The organism is Streptomyces sp. LUP30, assembly GCF_001746365.1.
Classification (GTDB): Bacteria; Actinomycetota; Actinomycetes; order Streptomycetales; family Streptomycetaceae; genus Streptomyces.
In genome coordinates this window covers 20,162-42,979 of record NZ_MJAJ01000046.1, presented here as the reverse complement: position 1 = coordinate 42,979, position 22,818 = coordinate 20,162, and the positions used below count along the sequence as shown (strand labels likewise).

Here is a 22,818-nt window from a genome sequence, read left to right as displayed (position 1 = left end):
CGTCGATCTCCTCGATCCCGTGGATCTCGTGGATCTCGTAATTCTTGTGAACCTCGTCGATCGTCGATCTCGTGGACACCGTAACGGGGTGCCGCGGGGGACGGCGGTCCGGCGGTCCGGCGGGCGGGAGAGCGGGCGGGCGGGAGAGCGGGGCCGCCCGGTCGCCGGGTGCGTTACTTGCGCGTCACCCGTACCCGGTAGTTCCCCTGCGGGTCCGCCGCGTCGACCGCGATGCGGATGCCTCGCTTGGGGTCCTTGAACGTCTCGCCCGGGGTGAAGGGGGCGTCGGAGAGTTCCGCGTGGACGTTGGGGCTGCGGGTGCAACCGCCGCTGTCGGTGCGGGAGTCGTAGACGGTCACCGGTCCCATGCCGGTGTCGACGTCGGCGTTGACCTTGTAGATGAGGACGCCGGGCCGGCACACGTTCTCGTCGTTGCCGCCGCGGGTGCGCAGTTCGACGGCGTAGCCGGTGCGGTCGCCGATGGGGACGAAGACCAGTTTCGGGCCGCCCGCGCGCGAGAGCGGGGTCAGGGTGTACTCCCTGGTGCCCGGCGACGCCGCGCAGGAGATCTGGGTGGCGTCCAGCCAGCCGAGTTTCCACTTGTGCCAGCCGAGCAGGTCGTTGTTGGCCCCCCAGTCCTCGCTCATGATGTCCCAGTGGCCGACGGCGCCTCCGCCCTCCTGTGTGTAGAGGTCGGGCAGGCCGAAGACGTGGCCGTTCTCGTGCGGGAGGACCCGGTAGCCGGTGCGGTCGTAGGAGCCCGAGCCGTCGTCCTGGCGTGAGTAGACGAAGGACGCGTTCGCCACCGCGACGCCGTCGGCGACCGGCGCCTCCACGTTGCCGGCGAACGTCACCGACAGGACGGTGTCCAGCGCGGAGGGCCCGGCGTTGGGGGTGACCAGCACGTTCAGGAGGTCGTACGCGCGGAAGTCGACCGTGGGGTCGGCGGCGGTCACCATGTCCTGGACGAGTTCGCGGTAGCCGGGATCGAAGGGCGCGCCGCGTTCTATGCCGTACGCGTGAAACGGCTTGGGCATGCGCAGCCAGTGCCGGATCGGGGTCTCGGCGCGGTAGTCGAGTCGGCCGTAGGAGGCCGTGCGGAACCACTCCTCGGTCTGCGGGAAGAACTCGTGGTAGCGGCTGAGCGCGCTGCCCCGGCCGGGCGCGTCCGAGAAGTCGATCATCAGGGTGAGGGCGCGGACGGTGCCGGTGGAGCGGGAGTAGCCGCCCGGGGTGGGCAGGCCTTCGGACATCTGGACGGCCGAGCCGGCGTTGATCATGCAGGGGGCGAGGGCGGAGGAGCGGGCCAGTGCGACGGGGCCCGCGCCGGCCGTCGTCGAGCCGGGGACCGGCAGACGATGGCCCGTGCCCGCCGACGTGCTGACCGCCAGGGTCAGGACGGTGACCGAGGCGAAGGCGGCGACGCGACGCGGGCGTATCCGGCGGCTCAGGGGGTCCCGGCCGGTGCGCACGGGCTGCGGCTGCATGCAGGGGCCTTTCGCTCCGGGCAGCCAGCGGTCACCGGCTGCACCCTTTCGATCACCCTCTGCCGGGCCGCCCGGGGACGCGCGCTGGAGGAGACCGATCGTGGATTACCGGCCGGTACGGGCGTCGGGGGGCATCGCGGGGCCTCGGTGGGCGGGTGGGCGGTGAGGGAGGCGCGGGCAGGGGGCGCAGGTCGCGGCGGGTGGGCGGGGCGACGGTGGCCGCGGTGACGGCGCCGCGGAGCTGCCGGGGTGCGCGCCCCGGGCCGGGGTGCTCCGGCCGCCTATGTGGACGTGATCCAGGTCACAGCAAGAAAGTTCTGGATCCGGGAAATAACCGGGGACGCCTTCCCCGTTTAGCCATGTGTCCGAGTGAAACGGGGACTCGCTCCCCGGATCGCATCTCAGTCCCGAGTCGGACTCGTCACCGGCCGGATCCGTTCCGGTCGGATGCCCGACGAGTCGGGCTCAGAGCCTCAGTCAGGAGTACGCCGTGCAGACCGCGACCGCGATTCCCGCAGAGCGCAAGGCGACCCGGCCCCGCGCCGACGCCCTGCGCAACCGGGAGCGGATCGTCACCGCCGCCCGCGAGATGTTCACCGAGTTCGGCCCCGAGGTGCCGCTCGACGAGATCGCTCGCCGGGCCGGCGTCGGCAACGCCACGGTGTACCGGAACTTCCCCGACCGGGACGCGCTGGTCCGTGAGGTCGTCTGCTCGGTGCTGGACCGCACGGTCCGCGCCGGACAGGTCGCCCTCGCCGAGACCGGCGACGCGTTCGGGGCGCTGGAGCGATTCGTGCACGCGACCGCCGACGAGCGGATCAGCGCGCTGTGCCCGATGGTCTCCAGCACGTTCGACGAGCACCACCCCGACCTCGAAGCCGCCCGCGAACGCGTCGAGCGGATCATCGAGGAGGTCATGGACCGTGCGAAGGCGTCCGGGCAGCTCAGGCCCGACGTCGGCGTGGGGGACCTGATGATCGTGGTGGCCCAGCTCAGCCGGCCCCCGGCCGGCACCGCCTGCCTGAGCGTCGACCGTTTCGTCCACCGCCACCTGCAGCTGTTCCTGGACGGACTTCGGGCCCCGGCCCCCTCCGTGCTCCCGGGAGTCGCCGTGACCATGGAGGACCTGCGCCAGTCCTGAGCGACTGGTCCATAAGCGATTAGTTCGCAGAACCCCAGCAGTCAATACAGCCAGCACGCCCGTCGAGTGCAGCGGCCGTCAGCGAGGACGGACCGCCGCCCCCGCCGCAGACGTCCGTCATGCCACCGCATCACGGTTTCACGCCTTTCGTCATATTTCGTCGCCTTCCTGATTCTCCGTCGTTCCCTGTTACTTCCTGTTACTTCCTGCCGTTCCTGTTGTTCCTGTCGTTTTCTCCGTTTTTTCCGTCACTGAAGTACCGAAGCGGGTATCCCCATGTCTGAAACAGCCCAGAAGGCCCCGGCCCCCGGCAGGGCAGGCGTCCCGGACGCCAACCGCTGGAAAGCGCTGGCCTTCATCGCCCTCGCCCAGCTGATGGTCGTCCTCGACGCCACCATCGTGAACATCGCGATGCCCTCCGCCCAGTTGGACCTGGGCATCTCCGACGGCAACCGGCAGTGGATCGTCACCGCCTACGCCCTCGCCTTCGGCGGTCTGCTGCTCTTCGGCGGCCGGATAGCCGACCTGTGGGGCCGCAAGCGCGCCTTCGTCGTCGGCCTCGGCGGCTTCGCCGCGGCCTCCGCGCTCGGCGGCGCGGCCGCCAACGAGGCGATGATGTTCGGCGCCCGCGCGCTGCAGGGCGCGTTCGGCGCACTGCTCGCGCCCGCCGCGCTCTCTCTGCTCGCCGTGATGTTCACGGACGCGAAGGAGCGCGCCAAGGCCTTCGGCATCTACGGCGCGATCGCCGGCGGTGGCGGCGCCGTGGGCCTGATCCTCGGCGGCTTCCTCACCGAGTACCTGGACTGGCGCTGGACGTTCTTCGTGAACATCCCGTTCGCGATCATCGCCGCGGCCGGCGCCTACTTCGTCATCCGTGAGCCCGAGGGCGGCCGCAACCGCTCCGCTCTCGACATCCCGGGCGTCATCCTGTCCACCCTCGGTCTGGTCTCCCTGGTGTACGGCTTCACCCGCGCCGAGTCCGAGGGCTGGAGCGACTCCGTGACCGTCGGCATGTTCGTCGCGTCCGCCGTCCTGCTGGCCGCCTTCGTCGTCGTCGAGTCCAAGGTCAAGGCCCCGCTGCTGCCCCTGCGCGTGATCACCGAGCGCAACCGGGGCGGTATCTACCTCTCCCTCGGCCTCGCGATCATCTCGATGTTCGGCCTGTTCCTGTTCCTCACGTACTACCTGCAGATCGTGAAGGGCTACTCCCCGGTCAAGACCGGCTTCGCCTTCCTCCCGATGATCGCGGGCATGATCACCGGCTCGACCCAGATCGGCACCCGTCTGATGACCCGGGTGGCCCCCCGTCTGCTGATGGGTCCGGGCTTCCTGGTCGCCGCGCTCGGCATGCTGATCCTGACCCGCCTGGAGATCGGCTCCTCGTACGCGGCCGTGCTGCTGCCGGCGATGCTGCTGCTCGGTCTGGGCATGGGCACGGCGTTCATGCCGGCCATGTCGCTGGCCACTCAGGGCGTGGAGCCGCGGGACGCAGGTGTCGCCTCCGCGATGGTCAACACCTCGCAGCAGGTGGGCGGCGCGATCGGCACCGCTCTGCTGAACACGATCGCCGCGTCCGCGACGACGTCGTACATCAAGGACCACATGACGGGCGCCGCCTCCAAGCCGCAGCAGCAGCTGGTGCAGCTGGAGGGCATGGTGCACGGCTACACCAGCGCCATCTGGTTCGCCGTGGGCATTCTGGTCGCGGCCGCCACGATCGCCCTGACCTTCGTCAATGCCGGCAAGCCGGACATGGGGGGCGCGGTCGCCGGCTCCGGGGCGAAGGACGCCGAGGACGCCGTCCCGGTGATGGTCCACTGACCCGTACGACCCCGGCCCGCCGGGGGAGGTCCCGGGACCCGCGTGGCCCCGCCCGGCCGGGCCTCACGGAGAAGAGGCCCTCGGGGCGGGCGTCGGGGACACCCCCTCCGGCGTGACCCGACCGCCCCCGCGCCCTTGCCGACCGTGCCGCCGCCCTGTGCCCATCCGGACCTGTCCGGGCGGCCACGGGGCGGCGGCAGGGTCAGCGAAGCCAGGGAAGGTCCGCACCCGCTTCGTCCGGCTGAAGTCCCTCGGCGACGATCTGCATGATCTCGCCGAGGGACTTCAGCTGTTCCGGGCTGAGCCGGTCGAAGACGGCGTTGCGGACGACGGTGACGTGGCCCGGCGCGGCGCGCTTGAGCATCTCCAGGCCCTGGTCGGTCAGCACGGCGAACTGACCGCGCTTGTCGGAGGGGCAGTCCTCCCGGCGCACCCAGCCGTTCTTCTCCAGCCGGGCGATGGCGTGCGAGAGGCGGGAGCGGGTGATCTTCGCGTGCTTGGCCAGCTCGGTCATCCGCAGTCGCCGCTGCTGGGACTCGGCGAGCTTGACCAGAAGGCCGTAGTAGACGTGCGGCATGCCCGCGTCCCGCTGGAGCTGGCGGTCCATGTGGTCCTCCAGCAGGGTGGTGGCGTGTACGTAGGAGCGCCAGATGAGCTGCTCCTCGGCGGTGAGCCAGCGGGGCTCTTCAGCGGATGCGGATGCCGTCTTCATGTCTCCACTGTAAACGTCCTCTCCTTGAAATTTAAACCACTTGGGAATATGCTCGGTGACGTTGACGTTTTAGATTTCAATCAACCATGTGCGTGTGCTCGGAGCGCCCAGGACGTCCGGGGCGCGCAGAGCGCCGGGAGTGCTGGGAGAGCAGAGAGCGCTCAGAACGCCCCGGAGAGCCGGGAGCGCCGGGAGTGAGACGCAGCTCCCGCAATCAGGGGCCGAGGCCCCGGAAGGAGTCGAACCGTCATGTCCGTCGCGCCCGTCGCACCCCAGGAGCACTCCCGCCCCCAGGAGCGCATGCCCGCGCTCTACCTCAGCCATGGCGCCCCGCCGCTCGCGGACGACCCGATCTGGCCCGGAGAGCTCGCGGCCTGGTCCGCCGAGCTGCCCCGGCCCAAGGCGATCCTCATGGTCTCCGCCCACTGGGAGGAGGCCCCGCTCGCCCTCGGCGCCGTCGACCCCGTCCCCCTGGTCTACGACTTCTGGGGCTTCCCCGAGCACTACTACACGGTGAAGTACGACGCCCCCGGCGCACCCGAGCTCGCGGAGAGCGTGCGCAAGCTGCTGCGCGCCCCGGGCACTCCCGTCCAGGACATCCCCGACCGTGGCCTCGACCACGGCGCCTACGTCCCGCTCGTCGAGATGTTCCCGGCCGCCGACATCCCGGTCCTGCAGGTCTCCATGCCGACCCTCGACCCCGTGAAGCTGATGGAGATCGGCCGCAAGCTCGCGCCGCTGCGCGACGAGGGCGTGCTCATCGTCGGCTCCGGGTTCTTCACCCACAACCTGGCCGCACTGCGGCACACGGGCGCGGGAGTGCCGACCTGGTCGTCCGAGTTCGACGACTGGGGGCGGCGCGCGCTGGAGGCCCGTGACTGGGACGGCCTGCTGGACTTCCTCCGCAAGGCGCCGGCCGGCCGGTACGCCCACCCGCGCACCGAGCACTTCGCCCCGCTCTTCGTGACCATGGGCGCGGCGGAGGTGTCCGGCGAGCTGGACGCCCAGAGGTCCGTCATCGACGGCTTCTGGATGGGGATGGCCAAGCGGTCGGTGCAGTTCGGCTGACCGTGCCGGCCGACGGGCGCTACAGCTCCTTCTCGTACCAGGCCACGTCCCAGTAGCGGCCGAACTTGCGGCCCACCTCGCGATACGTGCCCACGGGCCGGAAACCGAAGCGTTCGTGCAGTCGCGCGGACGCTTCGTTCGGTTGCGCGATGCCCGCGTAGGCGCGGTGCAGGTCCTCGTCGGCCAGCGCCTCGAAGAGCGCCTTGTAGAGGAGCGTGCCGATGCCGCGCCGGCCCGCGTGTGGAGCGACGTAGACCGTCACCTCGACCGAGGTGGAGTAGGCCGCCTTCGGCCGGTAGGGGCTGGATGTGGCGTAACCCAGGATTTCCTGTGAGGTCCCCGGGATGTCCTGTGAGTCCGGTTCTGTGGCAACCATCAGGCGGTACGGCCCGTCTTCAGGGTGGGAGAGCAGCCAAGGACGTCGCTCTTCAGCAGTGAAGGCCACCGTGTCAAATGTGATGGCCGTCTCACGTACGTAGTGGTTGTAGAGGCTCGTGAGCGCGTCGAGGTCTGCCTCGACTCCCGGCCTGACCTGCACCTCTGTACGTTCCGACGGCATCACGCCTCCCAGGTGGTCGGACAGGGTACTGCATGATCAGAAAATTCGGAGTGCGGGTTGGGAATTCTGTCCTGATTCCAGTCGTTGTTTCCATCGGATGCAGGGCACCCGAGGAGAGTCCAGAGTTCCGACAGTGCCGGGCGTCTGAAGGGCCACCCGCTGAACCACCATCGCAAGGGAGCACGCATGGCAACCCGTGCCGTCGCCCGCCGCAAGTCCGCCACCGGCGAGACGAGCAGCGCGGCCCGCAGTGTTCGCGCCCATGGCGGCGAGATCGCCGACCGCGACCTGGTCGGCATGTACCTCGACGAGATCGCGCGTACACCGCTGCTCGACGCCGCCAAGGAGGTCGAGTTGTCCCAGATCATCGAGGCGGGTGTCTTCGCGCAACAGGTCCTCGACGGTGACGAGGAGTCCAAGGCGGACGCCTCCCGTGAGGAGCTCGAGGCCCTGGTCGCCGAGAGCGAGCGGGCCAAGGACGTCTTCATCCGTTCCAACCTGCGCCTGGTCGTCGCGGTGGCCCGGCGCTACCCCCGCAGCGGTCTGCCCCTGCTCGACCTGATCCAGGAGGGCAACGCCGGCCTGGTGCGCGCGGTCGAGAAGTTCGACTACCGCAAGGGCTTCAAGTTCTCCACGTACGCGACCTGGTGGATCCGCCAGGCCATCACCCGCTCCATAGCGGACCAGTCGCGCACGATCCGCCTGCCCGTCCACCTGGTGGAGGAGCTTGGCCGGATCCGGCGCGTGCAGCGCGAGTTCAACCGGGAGAACGGCCGCGACCCGGAGCCCGCCGAGATCGCCGCCGAGCTGGGCTCGACGCCGGAGCGCGTCACGGACGTCCTGGACTGGGCCCGCGACCCGGTCTCGCTCAACATGGCGGTCGACGACGAGGGCGAGACGCAGTTCGGCGACCTGCTGGAGGACACCTCCGCGGTCTCGCCGGAGCAGTCGGTCCTGACGCTGCTGCGCAGCGAGGAGCTGGACGGCCTGATCGACCGCCTGGACCCGCGCACGGCCTCCATCATCAAGATGCGGTACGGCATCGACGACGGCCGCGAGCGCACCCTGACCGAGGTCGGCAAGAAGCACGGCCTCACGAGGGAACGCATCCGCCAGATCGAGAAGCACGCCCTGCTGGAACTGAAGAAGCTGGCCCGCGACACGGGCTTCGAGGCGGCGGCGTAACCGACGGCGCTCCGCGAGCCGGGCGGGTGAGGCCCGGCCCGGCGAGCTGCGGTGCAAGGCCACCGAGCAGGCGTGGTGTACAAGACCCCGGCCGGGTGGACGAGGAGATGCCACTCGGCCGGGGGGAAGCGCACTGCGTCGGCCTTTGGTGGAGCGTCCTGCGTCGGCCTCCGGTGGCGCGTTCTGCGTCGGCCCTCCGGTGGCGCGTTCTGCGTCGGCCCTCCGGTGGCGCGTCCTGCTCGTTTCGCCGTGATGGCTCCTGCGCGGCCTCCCGTGGTGCGTGCGTGGGCCTCGCGTGGCGCGTCCGTTGGTCTCCCACATGGCGCTGGTGGGTCTGGGGCGCTGTGTGGTGCTGGCTTTACGCCCGCGTGCGCCGGTTCGAGAAAGCCGGGGAAACATGGCGCGGGAACGCCGCTTCAATCGGTGAGGCGCGGGAAAAAGACTTCTGGGCACGGGAGTTCGGATCGGCCGGACCCTGCAGCCCACCCCGAGATCTCAACCCTGCATGAGCCAGGCCGCAAGAGCCGAGCCCATGAGCGAAGTCCCATGAGCCAAGTCCCGCCGCACATCCCCCCGGCGCCGGGACTCTCCGAGAGCCGGGCTTCGGCGCCTCTCCCCCCAGGCGCCGGAGCCCGGCTCCTTTTCGTCCTCGATGTCACCGGGCGAGAGTGAGGGCGAGGGCTAGGGCCGGGGGAGGGCTGGGGTGGGCTCGGGCGGGCAGCGCCCAGGGCGGACAATGGTGCGGATTCGGTGGCAATTGCGGGCGCACACGGCCGTCGCGCGGAGGCGTAGTGGGCGTGAGCACGTCGAGAAGGCGGGGCACCCCGTACCTGAACCACGGGGTGGCCCGCCCGAATGGCAGATTGTGCCACATGGGCATAGCCTGCCGGAGTGATCAGCTCGACCTCTCGCTCCGCCTCGGCTTCGCTGACCGAGCGGCGCAAAGCGGCGACCCGGATGGAGATCGCCCGGGCGGCGGCCGGCCTGTTCGTCAGCCGGGGGCTGAAGGCCACCCGGGCCGAGGACATCGCGCAGGCGGCGGGAATCGCTCCGCGCACCTTCTACCGGTACTTCGCCACCAAGGAAGAAGCAGTCGCCCCTCTCTACGCGGCGGGCGCCCAGCGCTGGGCGGAGGCGGTACGCGAGGCGCCGGCCGGGCTGACCGTGCCGGAGGCCCTCGAACACGCCGTGCGCCACACGCTCGTGCCCGGACAGGGGGTGTCGGCCGCGTCCTGGGAGTGGGTGCGCGCCCTGATCCGGCTGGCCATGGCCAGTCCGGCCCTCGGGAAGGTCTGGGCCGAGGTGTGTCACACCTCGGAGGCCACCCTCACGGAGGTGCTGGCGGAACGGGCGAGGGCCGCCGCCACGGCGGCGAACGGTCCCACGCCCGGGCGGGCCACCGCCGTCCCGGAAGCCTCGGGCCCGGACGCCTCGGGCCCGGATGCCCCGTCCCCGGACGCCTCGGATCCGGACGCCCAGGACCCGGCCACCCCTGTCCCGGCCGCAGCCGCCTCGCCGTACGAGCGCTTCACCGCGGCGGTGGCCGGCGCCGCGGTCCGGGTCGCCGTAGAGAGCTGGGCGGTGACGGACACCTCGCCCACCGGTCCGCAGGGCCCCGCAGAGGTGGCCCTGGGCAATCTGCGAGCCCTGCGGGGCTTTTCCTGGACATCGGGGCAGACAGGGCAGACAGGGCAGACAGGGCAGGCGGGGCGGGCGGGGCGGGCGGGTTAAGCCCGCAGAGCGGGTCAGGGAGCCGGGCGACCCTGGACGGCCCTTCGGGCTGAGGCGTGACGGGAAAGCGACTTGGGCTGGGCGGGCCCTGCGCTCGGCGGCCCGACCATCGCATGGGCCCTGCGTCCGGACGGTCGGCCCCCGGGTCGGATGGGTCCTGGGGGCGGGGTGAACTTGGCGGGTCTTTCTCAGTCCCGTCCCTCAATCACCCGCCCTCGCCACCGCTTCCGCCCTCGCCGCCCGTTCCAGTCGGCCGCCCAACTCTCTTACACAGTCGATGAGTTCGCGGGGCTCCCGGACCGAGAACTCGTAGCCCAGCATCGCGAGCCGGACCGCCACCCACTCCACCGGGTCACTGGTCGACCCGCGCAGTCGGCAACCCTCCTTGCGCACCTCCCCGTTGCCGTTGCCGTCGCCATTGCCGCCTCCGTCGCCATTGCCGCCTCCGTTCTGGCCGCCGTCGTGCGGACGGTGCGGGTGATGCCGGTGATGCGGGGTCGGTGTTCCCAGCCAGGCCGGGAGGCGGGCCGCGACGAGTTCGGCCGGCGCCTCGAAGGTGACGTCGTACTCGTACTCGCGGGCGTCCGGCCGGCCGTGGATGGACCGCCGGAGGTACTCCGCCGCGCTCCCCGTCGGCAGCTCGCGCGGAGTGAACCGCGCACCGGTCGCGAACGGTTCCCGGACCCGGTCGACCCGGAACGTCCGCCAGTCCTGGCGGTCGAGGTCGTACGCCACGAGGTACCACCGCCGCCCCGTGGACACGAGCCGGTAGGGCTCGGTCAGACGACGCGACTCCGTGCCGTCCTTCGCGCGGTAGGCGAACCGCAGCCGCTCCTGGCCGGCCACCGTCGACGCCATGACGGTCAGCGTCTCGGGTGCGATGCTCGCGCCGTCCCCGCTGGTCAGCGGGGTGGTGGCGGCCTGGAGGGTGGAGACGCGATGGCGTAGCCGGGCCGGCAACACCTGCTCCAGCTTGGCCAGCGCCCGCACCGAGGCCTCGTCGACGCCCTCCAGCGCGTGACCGGCCCCGGCCCGCAGTCCGACGGCGATCGCGACGGCCTCCTCGTCGTCGAGCACGAGGGGCGGCATCGCCTTGCCCGCGACCAGCCGGTACCCCCCGTCCGAGCCCATGGTCGCCTGCACGGGATATCCCAGGTCGCGCAGTCGGTCGATGTCGCGCCGGACCGTGCGGCGGGACACCCCGAGGCGCCCGGCGAGCTCGCCGCCGGGCCATTCGCGGGGCGTCTGGAGGAGGGAGAGGAGCTGAAGCAGCCGAGCCGGGGTGTCCGTCGTCATGCACTCGAGGATGCCGTACGAGTAGGACACGATCTGACCTAGTGCCGTCCTACTGTCACACCATGACCTCCACGGAGACCTCCACCGAGACACCGCCCACCCCTGAGACGGCAGCACCTGCGGCGACCCCGGGCGACCGACGTCGTTGGTTCGCGCTCGCCATCGTGATGACCGCGGCCTTCATGGACCTGGTCGACGTCACGATCGTCAACATCGCCATCCCCTCCATACAGCAGGACGCGGGCGCCTCCTGGAGTCAGATCCAGTGGATCACCGCCGGTTACGCGCTCGCCTTCGCCGCGGGACTCATCACCGGCGGCCGGCTCGGCGACATCCACGGGCGCAAACGGCTCTTCCTGCTCGGCATCGGCGGCTTCACCCTCGCCTCCGCGCTGTGCGGCTTCGCCGCCAACCCCGAGATGCTCGTCGCCTCGCGGATTCTGCAGGGCGGCATGGCGGCGATGATGGTCCCGCAGGTGCTGTCGATCGTGCACGCGACCTTCCCGGCGCACGAGCGGGGCAAGGTGTTCGGGCTGTTCGGCGCGATCGTGGGACTGGGCGCCGTCTCGGGTCCGCTGCTCGGCGCGCTGCTGACGGAGTGGAACCTGTTCGGGCTGGAGTGGCGGCCGATCTTCCTGATCAACCTGCCCGTCGGCATCGCGGGACTGATCCTCGGCAGCCGTTTCATCACCGAGTCGAAGGCGCCGAAGGCGCTGAAGCTGGACATCGTCGGCGTCGTCCTGGTCACCCTCGGTCTGCTCATGCTGCTCTACCCGCTCACCCGCGGTCGTGAGCTGGGCTGGCCGGTGTGGGGGTATGCGTCGATGGTCGGCGCGCTCGGCGTCTTCGGGGCGCTCGTCGCTTACGAGCGGCGCAAGGGCGCGCGGGACGGCTCGCCGCTGGTCGAGCTCTCCCTCTTCCGGGTGCGCAGCTTCGCGGCGGGCGTCGCCGTGCAGACCGTCTTCGGGATCGCTCTCGGCGTGTTCTTCCTGGTCTGGACGCTGTACATGCAGACGGGCCTGGGCTGGAGTCCGATGAAGGCCGGTCTGACCGGGGTTCCCTTCTCGATCGCCGTCTCGACGGCCGCGGGGATGTCCGTGCAGAAGCTGGTACCGCGCTTCGGGCGCAAGGTGCTGCAGGCGGGCGCCCTGACCATGGTCGTCGGCGTGCTCCTCTACATGTGGGAGTCCGAGCGCTTCGGGCTGGGCATCGCTCCCTGGCAGATGGCGCTGCCGCTGGTCGTCATGGGCGCCGGCATGGGGCTGATCTTCGCCCCGCTGACCGACGCGGTGCTGTCGGAGGTGCCTCGCGAGCACGCCGGGTCGGCGTCCGGCCTCATCAACACCGTCCAGCAGATGGGCAACGCGCTCGGACTGGGACTCGTCGCGGTCGTCTTCTTCGGCCGGATCGGCGATCGGCTGACCGCGTCCGAGGTCGGCCCGGCCTTCGTGAACGCCTTCCAGTACGCCCTGGGCTGGGTGGCCCTGGTGATGTTCGCGATCTTCCTGCTGATGTTCGCCCTGCCGAAGCGGCCCGCGCAGCACGTGGAGGGCGGCGCGGACGCCGCGGGGGCCCCGGAGACGGCCCCCGCCGAGGGGCGGGAACGCGAGTTCGCCGTCTGACCTGGTGACCTCGTGAGCTCCCGGACTCCCGGACTAGCGGGCACCCGTAGTCCCGTAGTCCCGAAGTCCCGTAGTCCCGAAGTCCGGGGCTCCTGCGTCACCTTGGTCCCGTCGAGAGCCCGTCACCGTAGCGGTGGCGGGCTCTTCGTCCTTCCCCGCGGCGGTGTGTCGCCGGCCGGCAGAGGAGGCACGGACGGAAGTCCGTTCATGCCCGAATCAAGCCCGAACCTGTTTACTTTCCGGAAATCCGGGCGTAGCCTCCGTGTCGAAACCACAAGTTCGGGCATAAATCTGGCACCGACCGGAGGGGAACGGACATGTACGCACCGGAGCGGCAGCAGCAGATCCTGCGGCTCGCCCGTGACGGCGGACGGGTGGACGTCCTGTCGCTGGCCGAGGAGTTCCAGGTCACGGCGGAGACGATCCGCCGCGATCTGAAGGCCCTCGACCGGGCCGGTCTGGTGCGCCGCGTGCATGGCGGAGCCATTCCGGCCGGACGTCTCGACTTCGAACCGGATCTCGCCGAACGCGAGGGCACCTCGGCCGACGAGAAGGACCGCATCGCGAAGGCGGCCCTGACGGAACTGCCCTCCGAGGGCACGATGATCCTGGACGCCGGCACGACGGTCGCACGGCTGGCCGCCGCTCTCCCGCTGGAGGCCGAGCTCACCGTCGTCACCCACAGCCTGCCCATCGCGGCCCGCCTCGCGGACCACCCGGGCATGCAGCTCCATCTCATCGGAGGGCGCGTGCGGCACCGTACGCGCGCCGCCGTGGACGCCTGGGCGCTGCGCGCGTACGGCGAGATCCGGGCCGACGTCCTGTTCCTCGCCGCCAACGGCTTCTCCGCGGAGCACGGGCTGACCACTCCCGACCTCGCCGAGGCCGCGGTCAAGCGGGCCGCCGTCGCCGCCGCCCGTCGGGTCGTCCTGCTCGCCGACTCCGCCAAGCACGGCCAGGAGCACTTCGCCCGCTTCGGCGACCTGAGCGACGTGGATCTGCTGATCACCGACAGCGCACTGAGTCCCGACGACGCTGCCGCGATCGAGCGCGGCGGCACGGAAGTGGTACGAGCATGAGCGGCACCGGCCCGAGCACCGTGGGCGTGATCCTCACCGTCACCCCCAACCCGTCCCTGGACCGCACCTACGAGGTCCCCTCCCTCGACCGCGGCGAGGTCATCCGCGCCACCGGCGAGCGGATGGACCCGGGCGGCAAGGGCGTTAACGTCTCCCGCGCGGCGGCCGCCGCCGGGCGGCGCACGGTCGCCGTCCTGCCCCTGGGCGGTGCGCCGGGCGCACTCGTCGCCGATCTGCTGGCTGCGCAGGGCATCGAGGTCGCGCCGGTCCCGGTCACCGGAGCCACCCGCTCGAACATCGCCCTCGCGGAGTCCGACGGTGTCCTGACGAAGATCAACGCGCCCGGCCCCGAGCTGTCCGCCGAGGAGCAGGAACTGCTGCTGGAGACGGTCCGTGAGCAGTCGCGCGGCGCCGACTGGATCGCCTGCTGCGGCAGCCTGCCCCGTGGCCTCGCGCCGTCCTGGTACGCCGAGGTGGTCGCCCGGGCGCACGCGGGGGGCGCGCGGATCGCTCTGGACACGTCCGGGCGGGCGCTCCTCGAAGCCCTGCGCGAGCGGCCCGACGTGGTGAAGCCGAACGCCGAAGAACTCGCGGAGGCAGTCGGACGTCCCCTCGCCACCGTGGGCGACGCGGTGAAGGCGGCCGAGGAACTGCGCGGAATGGGCGCCCGAGCGGTGCTCGCGAGTCTGGGCGCCGACGGCCAGCTGCTGGTCGAGGAGACGGGCACCTGGTTCGGGAGCGCGCGGGTCGACGCCGTCCGCAGCAACGTGGGCGCCGGCGACTCCTCCCTCGCCGGGTTCCTCATCGCCGGCGGCAGCGGCCCGGCGGCGCTCGCCTCCGCCGTTGCGCACGGCGCGGCCGCCGTCCAGCTGCCCGGCAGCGTGATGCCCACGCCGGACGACCTGGACCCGGCGGCCGTGACGGTGACGGCCGACGTGCCGGTGGACCGCGAACTGCGGGAGCCGGTGTCATGAGGACGACCCCCGCCCGGCCCGCACCGCTCGGCGGACCGGCGGCCGAACAGCGGCGAGGCGCCCCGGCGACCGCCGCCCCCTACGGGCAGCAGGGCACCCTGAGCCGCCCTGCTGACCAGGGGAAACAGGACCCGTACCCGCCTGTGACCCCAGGGAGGCGGGGCTTCCCCGGCCCCGCCTCCGCCCCGCCTTCCCGACCCGCCCCRCCCTCCCGATCCGCCTCACCCTCCCGACCCATCGGACCTCCTGTCTCCGTCCGACTCCCCGTTCCCACCCGACTCCCCGTCCCCACCCCCGCCCGCCACCCCACGACCCGGGCGATACGCGTGCGAAGGAGCCCGCGATGAGCGACATGATCACCGCGGACCTGGTCGATCTCGACCTGTCCGCCTCAACGAAGGAAGCGGCGGCGCGATCCCTCGCCGAGCGCATGGTGGCCCTGGGCCGGGTGACCGACCTGGACGGCTTCCTCGCCGACGTGGCCGCCCGCGAGGCGCAGATGCCCACCGGCCTCGACGGCGGCATCGGCATCCCCCACTGCCGGAGCGCCCATGTCACCGAGCCGACGCTCGCCTTCGGGCGCAGCGCCGCCGGCATCGACTTCGGTGCGGCGGACGGCCCGGCCGACCTGGTCTTCCTCATCGCCGCCCCCGCCGGCGCGGACGACGCCCATCTGACGATCCTGTCGTCACTGGCCCGGCAGTTGATGAACGCCGACTTCACCGACGCGCTGCGGTCGGCCGGCGACCCGGCCGCGGCGGCAGCGCTGATCCGCGGCGACGCTCCTCCCGCCCCCGAGAGCCCCGCCCCTGAGACCCCGTCCGCCGGGGCCGAGGGCGGTCCCGCAGACTCCGGTCCCGCAGGCACCGGTTCTGCAGACTCCGGTTCCGCAGACTCCGTGTCGGCGTCGGCGGCGGCCTCCGCCGACGCCGACACGGCCTCCCCTTCCGCCTCTGCCTCCCCTTCGGACCCGGCCGCCGTCTCCGTCCCCGAGACCACGCGCCCCTTCCAGATCGTCGCGGTCACTTCCTGTCCCACCGGCATCGCGCACACCTACATGGCGGCCGAGTCCCTGGAGAAGGCGGGCCGCGAGGCCGGCGTCGAGCTGGTCGTCGAGACGCAGGGTTCGGCCGGCTTCACCCGGCTCGACCCGGCCGTCATCGGCGCGGCGGACGGAGTGATCTTCGCCCACGACGTCCCCGTCCGCGACAAGGACCGCTTCGCAGGCAAGCCCACCGTGGACGTCGGTGTGAAGGCGGGCATCAACCGGCCCGCCGAGCTGATCAGCGAAGTGCGCGGGAAGGCGGAGCGCGGCGAGGCGACCTCGGGCGCCCCCTCCGGCGCGGGCACGCCGGTCGAGCGCGCCGGCGAGTCCGGCGAGGGCTACGGCACCAAGCTGCGCAAGTGGCTGATGTCCGGCGTGAGTTACATGGTCCCGTTCGTCGCGGCCGGCGGTCTGCTGATCGCCCTCGGCTTCGCGATCGGCGGATACGAGATCAAGTCCGCACCCTCGGTGATGGACCACTTCGTGTGGACCCAGACGGACAGTTGGGCCGCCCTGCTGTTCCAGATCGGCGCCGTGGCCTTCGGCTTCCTCGTCCCGGTCCTCGCGGGGTACATCGCCTACGGCATGGCGGACCGGCCCGGCCTCGTCCCCGGCTTCGTCGGCGGCATGATCGCGTCCACCATCAACGCGGGCTTCCTCGGCGGTCTGGTCGCCGGTCTGCTCGCCGGTGGCGTGGTGATGGCGATCCAGAAGGTGAGGATCCCGGCGCCGGTGCGCGGCATCATGCCGGTGGTGGTGATCCCGCTGATCTCCTCGGCGATCGTCGGCTTCCTGATGTTCGTCGTGGTCGGCAAGCCCATCGCCTCCGCCCAGAAGGGCATGACCGACTGGCTGAACGGCCTGTCCGGGTCCAACGCCGTCCTGCTCGGCGCCCTGCTCGGCCTGATGATGTGCTTCGACCTCGGCGGTCCCGTCAACAAGGTCGCGTACACCTTCGCCACGGCCGGCATCGCGGTCTCCAACCCGGGCGACTCCGCCATGAAGATCATGGCCGCGGTCATGGCGGCCGGCATGGTCCCGCCGCTCGCGATGGCGCTGGCCACCACGGTCCGCGGCAAGCTCTTCACGCCGACCGAGCGTGAGAACGGCAAGGCCGCCTGGGTGCTGGGCGCCTCCTTCATCTCCGAGGGCGCGATCCCGTTCGCCGCGGCCGACCCGCTGCGCGTGATCCCCGCCTCTATGGCGGGCGGTGCGGTCACCGGCGCGCTGTCGATGGTCTTCGGCGCCACGCTGCGCGCCCCGCACGGCGGCATCTTCGTGGTCCCGCTGATCGGCAATCCGTTCCTGTACCTGGTCGCCGTCGCGGCGGGCGTGTGCGTGACGACGGCCCTGGTCGTCGTCCTCAAGGGCATGCGCAAGCCGGCCCCCGGCGCTGCGCAGCCCGGGTCGGCGGAAGGTGCGGCCGAGACCACGACCGCGCAGGAGACGAAGCAGCCGGTCGGCGTGTAGCCACCGCGCCGACCGTTCGTCCTCTCCACTCCCGCCCCGTCCCCCTCGCCGCCCAGTCGCCCTCGCGCCTGGGCGGTGGGCTGTGTGCCCGCCTGTGCCGCCTTCCTGCCTGTGCCGGCCGGGTCCGCCGCGTTGGCCTGTGCCGGCGGGCCGGCCGGGTCGGCAGAGTCGGCTGTGCGGAGTGGCTCGTTGGGTATATCGGCCGATCTGCGTGGCCTGCGAGATACATCACGGTCCGGGGCCAAAGTCCCGGACTGTGGTGTGTACTGGGCGGTATGCCCGTGCATCCCACGCCCGCCCAGCTGACGGCTCTGACCGTTCTCGCCGTGGCGTCCGTCGCCTGGCTGCTCGTCCTGACCCGGGTCCTGCGCCGTATGCGCGCACGCGCCGCGGCTCACGCGGCGCTCCATGCCTTGCCCGTCCGCCCCGCGGTCCCGGCGAAACTCCCTGTGCTCCCCGCGCTCCCGCGCCAGCAGCAGGCGACCGGTCCCCGTCGGGAGACCGTCGAGCTGACCACGGCGGAGGAGGACGCTTTCGCGGGCCTGGTGCGCCGGCTCGGCGGCGGCCGCTGACCCGGCGCCGGAGGCGGCTCAGGAGACCTGTGCTGCCCGGCGCTCCATCGCGTCCCGGGCCGCGGCCTCGGACGCGTACACCTCGCACATGTGCCGCCCGTCGGGCGTCGCCGTGTGCTCGACCTCCCACAGGGAGATCTCCCGGCCGTCGCGCAGCAGGAACGCGTGCTCGTAGAGCGAGTAGCCCAGGCCGATCCGGCCCGCGCGGCAGGGACGTCCGAAGGCCTGGGTGATCTGGTGCGCGCACGCGGACCTCAGCAGCGCCGTCGTGTCCGCGTCCGGCCGGTCGGGGTTCTCGGCGCGGCGCAGCAGACGGCGCGCGTGGTCCGCCGAGTCGTCCGGCACGTACACGTGGCGGGGCGCCGGGAACGGCGACAGCTGCACCAGCACCGGCAGTTCGAAGTCCGGCGCCTCGGACGGCAGCGGCAGCCGGGCCGTCGCGGCGCGCAGCTCCTCCTCGTCCACGTACACCTCGTGCTGGGGCTCACTGCCCGGGGCGGTGTTGTGCACGAGCTCCCACAGCGTGAGCGCGCAGCCGTCGGCCAGCAGCCAGGTGTGCCGGTAGGTCTCCCGGTGCAGGCCCGCGCTGTGGTGCGCGGAGTGCAGGGAGCTGTCGTGGGCCAGCGCGCAGTCGAGCCGCCGCAGAGCCTCGTCGGGCAGCTCGAACGAGTTCAGGGCGCGACCGAGCAGTCGCGCGAGATGCTCCTCCGGAGACTCGGGCGACTCGGCTGGTTCGTACGCTGTCGTCTCGTACGGAACGCTCAAGGTTTCTCCCGGCGTTGCTGCATGTCACCTTGTGGGTGCATACCGTAGCCCCTCGGTCGGACATCATGTCCGGGAACCGAGAAAACGTACGTCAGGGAAAACGCCCGGGCCGCGCGGATGGTTCCCGCACGGCCCGACGTACGCTCAGAAACCGCCGGTCAGACGGCACTTCCCGCGCTCGAATCGCCCTTGGTGCGCCCGGTGCGCGGGGCGCTCCTGTTGCTTCCGTTGCTTCCGTTGCTTCCGGTGCTCCCGTGGCCCGTGGCGCACGGGGTGCTCGCGTCGGCGGTCACGCGCCGCTGCCGGCGGTCCACTCCGCCCACGACATGTTCCAGCCGTTGAGTCCGTTGTCCGGAGCCACCTTCTTGTCGGGGGAGTTCTTGACGATCACGACGTCGCCGATCAGCGAGTTGTCGTAGAACCACTTGGCGGGCGTGTCACCCTGCGCGCCCTGGACGTCGGCGAGTCCCACGCAGCCGTGGCTGGTGCCGGTGCGGCCGAAGGGCGGGTTGTTCCTGTTGTACCAGTAGTTGCCGTGGAGGAAGGTGCCGGAGGTGGTCAGACGCATCGCGTGCGGCACGTCCGGGATGTCGTACTCGGCGCCCAGGTTGACCGTGCGGCTGTTCATGCGCGTCTGCGTGAACTTCTCGGAGATCACCATCTGGCCGTTGTACGTGGTGTGCTCGGGGTCGCCCGTGGAGATCGGGGTGGTCTTCAGGGTCTGTCCGTCCCGCACGACCGTCATGGTCTGCGTGTTCGCGTCGACCGTGGAGACCTGCGAGCGCCCGATGGTGAAGTCGACCGTCTTCTTCTGCACGCCGTAGACGCCGCTCGCGCCCTCGACCCCGTCCAGGTCGATCTTCATCGTGACCTTGGAGCCGGCCTTCCAGTACTCCTGGGGCCGGAAGTCGAGCCGCTGCGTGCCGAACCAGTGGCCGACCACCTGCTGCCCGCTGCTGGAGCTGACGGTGATGTGCGACTGCACGGCCTTCCTGTCGGAGATGGCCTTGTCGAACGTGAACGACACCGGCATGCCGACGCCGACCGTCGTGCCGTCGTCCGGCGTGTACGTGCCGATGAAGCTGTTCGTCGAGGAGACCGTGGTGAAGATCGCGTTCGCCGCAGCGGTCTTGCCGTTCGCGTCCTTCGCGGTCGCCGATATCTGGTACTTCGTGCCGCGTTCCAACTGCTCCTTCGGCTTCCAGCTGCTGCCGTCGGCCGACAGGGCGCCCTCGACGGCCTGTCCCGACCCGGACACCGTCATCTTCACCTCCGCGAGCCGGCCGTCGCTCACCTTCACACCGGTCCGGTTGATCGATGCGCCCGTCGAGCCGTCCTTCGCCGAAATGACGATCTTGGCGGTGGACGTCTTCACACCGCTCCCGTCGCTCTTGCCCCCCTTGGCGTCCCCGCCCTCGGCGTTCGCGCTGCCCCCGCAGGCGGTCAGGGTCAGGGCGCCGACCACCAGGACGGCACATGCTCCCACCGCGCGCCGCACTGTCTTGTCCGCCGTCGTCACGGGCTGCTCCGGTTTCGTGTGAGGTAAGTGATCCGCTCCAGTACGTGGAGGAGGAGCGCCACGGCGACCACCGAGGTTCCCCCGCGGGCGCCGTTGGCACGACCGCGTGACAGAACCGGGACAATGACCCACCCGGCCCTGCCCCGACCCACCCGTTCACCCGCCCGCCTGCGCCTCCCGCCGGCCCCGCGACGATCTGACACCCGCCGCGCCGACGTCCGTCCCGGCCGACGGAGCTCTCTTTGGCCTCCGTTCCCGGCGTCACCGGGGGCCGTACAGCTCCTCGTACGCCGGCCAGGCGCCGCCCGGGCAGTCCACGGACTCGGCGGCGCGCACGGCTCGGACGATCGCGCGGGTCACCATGTCGGCGCCCGCCGCGAGGACGTCGTTCAGGGCGAGCGGGTTGCCGTGGGCGAGCGGCCGGACGCCCGTGGCCATGGAGAAGACGGTGTCTCCGTCGTTGAGCATGTGCACCGGACGCACGGCGCGTGCGATCCCGTCGTGCGCCGTGCCCGCCAGCTTCTGGGCCTGCGCCTTGGACAATTCGGCGTCGGTGGCGACCACCGCGAGGGTGGTGTTCAGCGGCGGAGGCGCGTTCCTCGCCGCGCTCTCGGCGAGCCGCCGACGCGCGGCCTCGTGCACCTGGGCTTCCGGGTATGTCACGCGCCCCTGGAACAACTCCCCGTACAACGCACCCGTCTGCGGCTCCAGCACCGATCCCACCGCGTTCGCCACCACCAGGGCCCCCACCGTGATCCCCGAGTCGAGGACGACGGCCGCGGTGCCCACACCGCCCTTCAGCGGCCCCACCACCGCGCCCGTCCCCGCGCCGACGCAGCCCTGCGGCACCCGCGCCCCGGGCTCGCTCGCCGCGGCCGCCGCGACGGCCGCCAGGCCGGTGGCCGCGTCCGGACGGGCCCGGAAGTCGCCACCGCGCCCGAGGTCGAAGACACAGGCGGCCGGCACCACCGGCACGACGTGCGTCGGTTCCGGGCCGACACGGACCCCGCGTCCCCGTTCCTCCAGCCACGCCATCACCCCGGACGCGGCGTCGAGTCCGTACGCGCTGCCGCCCGTCAGCACGATCGCCTCGACCTTCTGCACCAGGTTGCGCGGATCGAGGGCGTCGGTCTCCTTGGTGCCGGGGCCGCCGCCGCGCACGTCCACCGCGGCCACGGCGCCGCCCTCGGGCGCGAGGACGACCGTGGCACCGGTGAGCCACCCCTCGCCGGTCCGGGTCGCGTGGCCCACCCGCAGGCCGGCCACGTCCGTCAGAGCGTCAACTGTCATGGCAGCCAGTCTCACCCGGCCCGCACCGCGCGGGTGGGCGGAGACCGGTCGCGTCACACCGCGGAGTGCGAACCCTGCTCCGAGCCTTCGCCGGAATCCGGCGAGTCCGGCGAGTCCGGCGAGTCCGAAGAGTCCGCCGATTCCGAGTGGCTGGCCGTGTCCCGCGCATCCTCCCGTGAGTCCCGCGCGAGCATGCGGGCCGTCAAGGTCGCTCCGGTGGCCACCGCCAGCGCCGACACCGCACCGGCCGCGAAAACCGCCCACTCGCCCACGAAGGTGCAGCAGATCACCAGCAGCGCGGTGACGGGCAGTACCGACTGCTGGGCCAGGCCCACCTTGAAGTGGCGTGAGTGCAGCACCCACACGGTCAGCAGATACAGCGCCGTCGGCAGGGTGACGGCGGCCGACGCGGCGAGCGTCGAGAGACGGGCCTGCCCGACGGCCTGCTCGACCGCCACCTCCAGGCCCGCGCCGATCGCCGCGGCCGAGGCGAAGACGGCATAGTGCCCGTAGCCCCACAGGAACGCCTGCCTGCTGGAGCGCAGATGACCGTGGATGGGGACCACGAAGTAGATCCACCAGGCGGCGAAGACGATCAGCAGGCCGCCGACCGCGATCGGCAGCAGCTCGCCCAGCGCGTCGTTCTCGTCGATGCCGGTCTTCACCGCGACCGTGGCCGCCGCGATCGTCTCGCCGAGCACGATGATCGTGAACAGCCCGTACCGCTCCGCGATGTGGTGCGGGTGCCAGGACGTCGGGTGGCCCCGCTCCGCGTACAGCGGCACGCACATCTCCACCGGCGCCATCACCAGGAACAGCCAGGCCCGGCCGCCCTCGGGGAGGATCACCAGCCCCAGCCAGCCCACCTGGCAGAGCAGCATGCCGCAGGCGTAGCGCAGCGCCGTCCTGCGCTCCGGGCCTTCGGTCGAATAGGCCACGCGCAGCCACTGCGAGGACATGGCGAGCCGCATGATGACGTAACCCAGCCAGACGGCCAGGAACTCGTGCTCCTCGACGGCCCGGGACACCCCGGCGGCGAGCACCAGGACTCCAGCGATCTGGACCAGCGTGACGACCCGGTAGAGGGCGTCGTCGTTGTCGTACGCCGAGGCGAACCAGGTGAAGTTCATCCAGGCCCACCAGATGGCGAAGAAGACCATCGCGTAGTTGAGGATTCCCTCGCCCGCGTGGGACTCCGCCACCGCGTGGACCAGTTGGACGCCCGCCTGGGCGATGGCCACGACGAAGCACAGGTCGAAGAACAGCTCGAGCGGTGAGGCGACCCGGTGTGCCTCGCCCCGCCTCCGCGCGGTCAGTTTGCGCAGCGGGTGTCTGCGAGCGGGGACGGGGGGCGGGGAGGGGTCGCCGGAAGGAGGGACCGGCGGGGGCGTACTGGACGTCATGGGTCCCAGCACAGCAGATATCCGTCGGAAAATCTTGTGCGGAATCCGCAGGCCGACGGGGTGGCCGGCGGGGTTCGCG

General features: G+C 71.5%; 18 protein-coding genes. 10 read left to right on the top strand and 8 right to left on the bottom strand.

The annotated features are described in order from the left end of the window. Positions 1 to 173: 173 nt before the first annotated feature. A complete protein-coding gene (locus BG482_RS30330; protein ID WP_069772374.1) occupies positions 174 to 1,487 on the bottom strand; it encodes a M6 family metalloprotease domain-containing protein in 1,314 nt (437 codons plus the stop codon). A gap of 490 nt (positions 1,488 to 1,977) precedes the next feature. On the opposite strand from BG482_RS30330, the gene BG482_RS30325 reads away from it, so the two are divergent. After that, entirely contained in the window at positions 1,978 to 2,628 is a 651-nt protein-coding gene (locus BG482_RS30325; RefSeq protein WP_069772373.1) for a TetR/AcrR family transcriptional regulator, read from the top strand. A gap of 276 nt (positions 2,629 to 2,904) precedes the next feature. Beyond that, positions 2,905 to 4,449, top strand: coding sequence for an MFS transporter (locus BG482_RS30320; protein WP_069772372.1), 1,545 nt, complete (start codon positions 2,905 to 2,907; stop codon positions 4,447 to 4,449). A gap of 202 nt (positions 4,450 to 4,651) precedes the next feature. On the opposite strand, the gene BG482_RS30315 is transcribed toward BG482_RS30320, so the two are convergent. Further along, complete coding sequence (locus tag BG482_RS30315; RefSeq protein ID WP_069772371.1) at positions 4,652 to 5,161, bottom strand: MarR family winged helix-turn-helix transcriptional regulator; 510 nt, start codon at positions 5,159 to 5,161, stop codon at positions 4,652 to 4,654. 300 nt (positions 5,162 to 5,461) lie between these two features. Between BG482_RS30315 and BG482_RS30310 the strand changes: the two genes are divergently transcribed. Then, entirely contained in the window at positions 5,462 to 6,229 is a 768-nt protein-coding gene (locus BG482_RS30310) for a dioxygenase (protein WP_069772405.1), read from the top strand. 19 nt (positions 6,230 to 6,248) lie between these two features. Here BG482_RS30310 and BG482_RS30305 read toward each other — a convergent pair whose 3' ends face one another. Then, positions 6,249 to 6,788: a GNAT family N-acetyltransferase gene (locus BG482_RS30305; protein ID WP_069772370.1), complete on the bottom strand. Its 540-nt coding sequence runs from the start codon at positions 6,786 to 6,788 to the stop codon at positions 6,249 to 6,251. Positions 6,789 to 6,974: 186 nt separating this feature from the next. Between BG482_RS30305 and BG482_RS30300 the strand changes: the two genes are divergently transcribed. Further along, complete coding sequence (locus tag BG482_RS30300; RefSeq protein WP_069772369.1) at positions 6,975 to 7,973, top strand: RNA polymerase sigma factor RpoD/SigA; 999 nt, start codon at positions 6,975 to 6,977, stop codon at positions 7,971 to 7,973. A 957-nt stretch (positions 7,974 to 8,930) separates the two neighbouring features. After that, positions 8,931 to 9,704: a TetR/AcrR family transcriptional regulator gene (locus BG482_RS30295; protein WP_069772368.1), complete on the top strand. Its 774-nt coding sequence runs from the start codon at positions 8,931 to 8,933 to the stop codon at positions 9,702 to 9,704. 201 nt (positions 9,705 to 9,905) lie between these two features. Here BG482_RS30295 and BG482_RS30290 read toward each other — a convergent pair whose 3' ends face one another. After that, positions 9,906 to 11,000, bottom strand: coding sequence for a YafY family protein (locus BG482_RS30290; RefSeq protein ID WP_176741500.1), 1,095 nt, complete (start codon positions 10,998 to 11,000; stop codon positions 9,906 to 9,908). A gap of 62 nt (positions 11,001 to 11,062) precedes the next feature. Between BG482_RS30290 and BG482_RS30285 the strand changes: the two genes are divergently transcribed. From BG482_RS30285 to BG482_RS30265, 5 genes are all read left to right on the top strand, one after another. Further along, complete coding sequence (locus BG482_RS30285) at positions 11,063 to 12,622, top strand: MFS transporter (RefSeq protein ID WP_069772367.1); 1,560 nt, start codon at positions 11,063 to 11,065, stop codon at positions 12,620 to 12,622. Positions 12,623 to 12,939: 317 nt separating this feature from the next. Next, the gene (locus tag BG482_RS30280) at positions 12,940 to 13,701 is read left to right on the top strand and encodes a DeoR/GlpR family DNA-binding transcription regulator (RefSeq protein ID WP_069772366.1); all 762 of its coding nucleotides are present in this window, start codon (positions 12,940 to 12,942) and stop codon (positions 13,699 to 13,701) included. A gap of 26 nt (positions 13,702 to 13,727) precedes the next feature. After that, positions 13,728 to 14,675 carry a 1-phosphofructokinase gene (gene pfkB, locus BG482_RS30275; protein ID WP_069772403.1) on the top strand — a complete coding sequence of 316 codons (948 nt, stop codon included), beginning with the start codon at positions 13,728 to 13,730 and terminating at the stop codon, positions 14,673 to 14,675. 343 nt (positions 14,676 to 15,018) lie between these two features. Then, a complete protein-coding gene (locus BG482_RS30270; protein ID WP_069772365.1) occupies positions 15,019 to 17,190 on the top strand; it encodes a fructose-specific PTS transporter subunit EIIC in 2,172 nt (723 codons plus the stop codon). A gap of 275 nt (positions 17,191 to 17,465) precedes the next feature. Further along, a complete protein-coding gene (locus BG482_RS30265; protein WP_069772364.1) occupies positions 17,466 to 17,762 on the top strand; it encodes a hypothetical protein in 297 nt (98 codons plus the stop codon). An 18-nt stretch (positions 17,763 to 17,780) separates the two neighbouring features. On the opposite strand, the gene BG482_RS30260 is transcribed toward BG482_RS30265, so the two are convergent. The 4 genes from BG482_RS30260 to BG482_RS30245 all read right to left on the bottom strand — a co-directional run bounded on the left by BG482_RS30260 (position 17,781) and on the right by BG482_RS30245 (position 22,739). Next, positions 17,781 to 18,527, bottom strand: a complete 747-nt coding sequence (locus BG482_RS30260) for a DUF6227 family protein (protein WP_069772363.1) — start codon at positions 18,525 to 18,527, stop codon at positions 17,781 to 17,783. 289 nt (positions 18,528 to 18,816) lie between these two features. Beyond that, positions 18,817 to 20,046, bottom strand: a complete 1,230-nt coding sequence (locus BG482_RS30255; RefSeq protein WP_079142334.1) for an Ig-like domain-containing protein — start codon at positions 20,044 to 20,046, stop codon at positions 18,817 to 18,819. Between the two features lie 261 nt (positions 20,047 to 20,307). After that, positions 20,308 to 21,336, bottom strand: coding sequence for a P1 family peptidase (locus tag BG482_RS30250; RefSeq protein WP_069772362.1), 1,029 nt, complete (start codon positions 21,334 to 21,336; stop codon positions 20,308 to 20,310). A 53-nt stretch (positions 21,337 to 21,389) separates the two neighbouring features. Beyond that, on the bottom strand, positions 21,390 to 22,739 hold the full coding sequence (locus tag BG482_RS30245; protein ID WP_079142332.1) for a low temperature requirement protein A: 1,350 nt from the start codon (positions 22,737 to 22,739) through the stop codon (positions 21,390 to 21,392). Positions 22,740 to 22,818 lie beyond the last annotated feature (79 nt).

Coding starts and splice junctions, on each gene's coding strand:
- BG482_RS30310 (WP_069772405.1), top strand. CDS start 5,462: ATGCCCGCGCTCTACCTCAGCCATGGCGCCCCGCCGCTCGCGGACGAC.
- BG482_RS30245 (WP_079142332.1), bottom strand. CDS start 22,739: ATGACGTCCAGTACGCCCCCGCCGGTCCCTCCTTCCGGCGACCCCTCC.
- BG482_RS30315 (WP_069772371.1), bottom strand. CDS start 5,161: ATGAAGACGGCATCCGCATCCGCTGAAGAGCCCCGCTGGCTCACCGCC.
- BG482_RS30295 (WP_069772368.1), top strand. CDS start 8,931: ATGGAGATCGCCCGGGCGGCGGCCGGCCTGTTCGTCAGCCGGGGGCTG.
- BG482_RS30265 (WP_069772364.1), top strand. CDS start 17,466: ATGCCCGTGCATCCCACGCCCGCCCAGCTGACGGCTCTGACCGTTCTC.
- BG482_RS30300 (WP_069772369.1), top strand. CDS start 6,975: ATGGCAACCCGTGCCGTCGCCCGCCGCAAGTCCGCCACCGGCGAGACG.
- BG482_RS30305 (WP_069772370.1), bottom strand. CDS start 6,788: ATGCCGTCGGAACGTACAGAGGTGCAGGTCAGGCCGGGAGTCGAGGCA.
- BG482_RS30290 (WP_176741500.1), bottom strand. CDS start 11,000: ATGACGACGGACACCCCGGCTCGGCTGCTTCAGCTCCTCTCCCTCCTC.
- BG482_RS30320 (WP_069772372.1), top strand. CDS start 2,905: ATGTCTGAAACAGCCCAGAAGGCCCCGGCCCCCGGCAGGGCAGGCGTC.
- BG482_RS30330 (WP_069772374.1), bottom strand. CDS start 1,487: ATGCAGCCGCAGCCCGTGCGCACCGGCCGGGACCCCCTGAGCCGCCGG.
- BG482_RS30270 (WP_069772365.1), top strand. CDS start 15,019: ATGAGCGACATGATCACCGCGGACCTGGTCGATCTCGACCTGTCCGCC.
- BG482_RS30250 (WP_069772362.1), bottom strand. CDS start 21,336: ATGACAGTTGACGCTCTGACGGACGTGGCCGGCCTGCGGGTGGGCCAC.
- BG482_RS30285 (WP_069772367.1), top strand. CDS start 11,063: ATGACCTCCACGGAGACCTCCACCGAGACACCGCCCACCCCTGAGACG.
- BG482_RS30280 (WP_069772366.1), top strand. CDS start 12,940: ATGTACGCACCGGAGCGGCAGCAGCAGATCCTGCGGCTCGCCCGTGAC.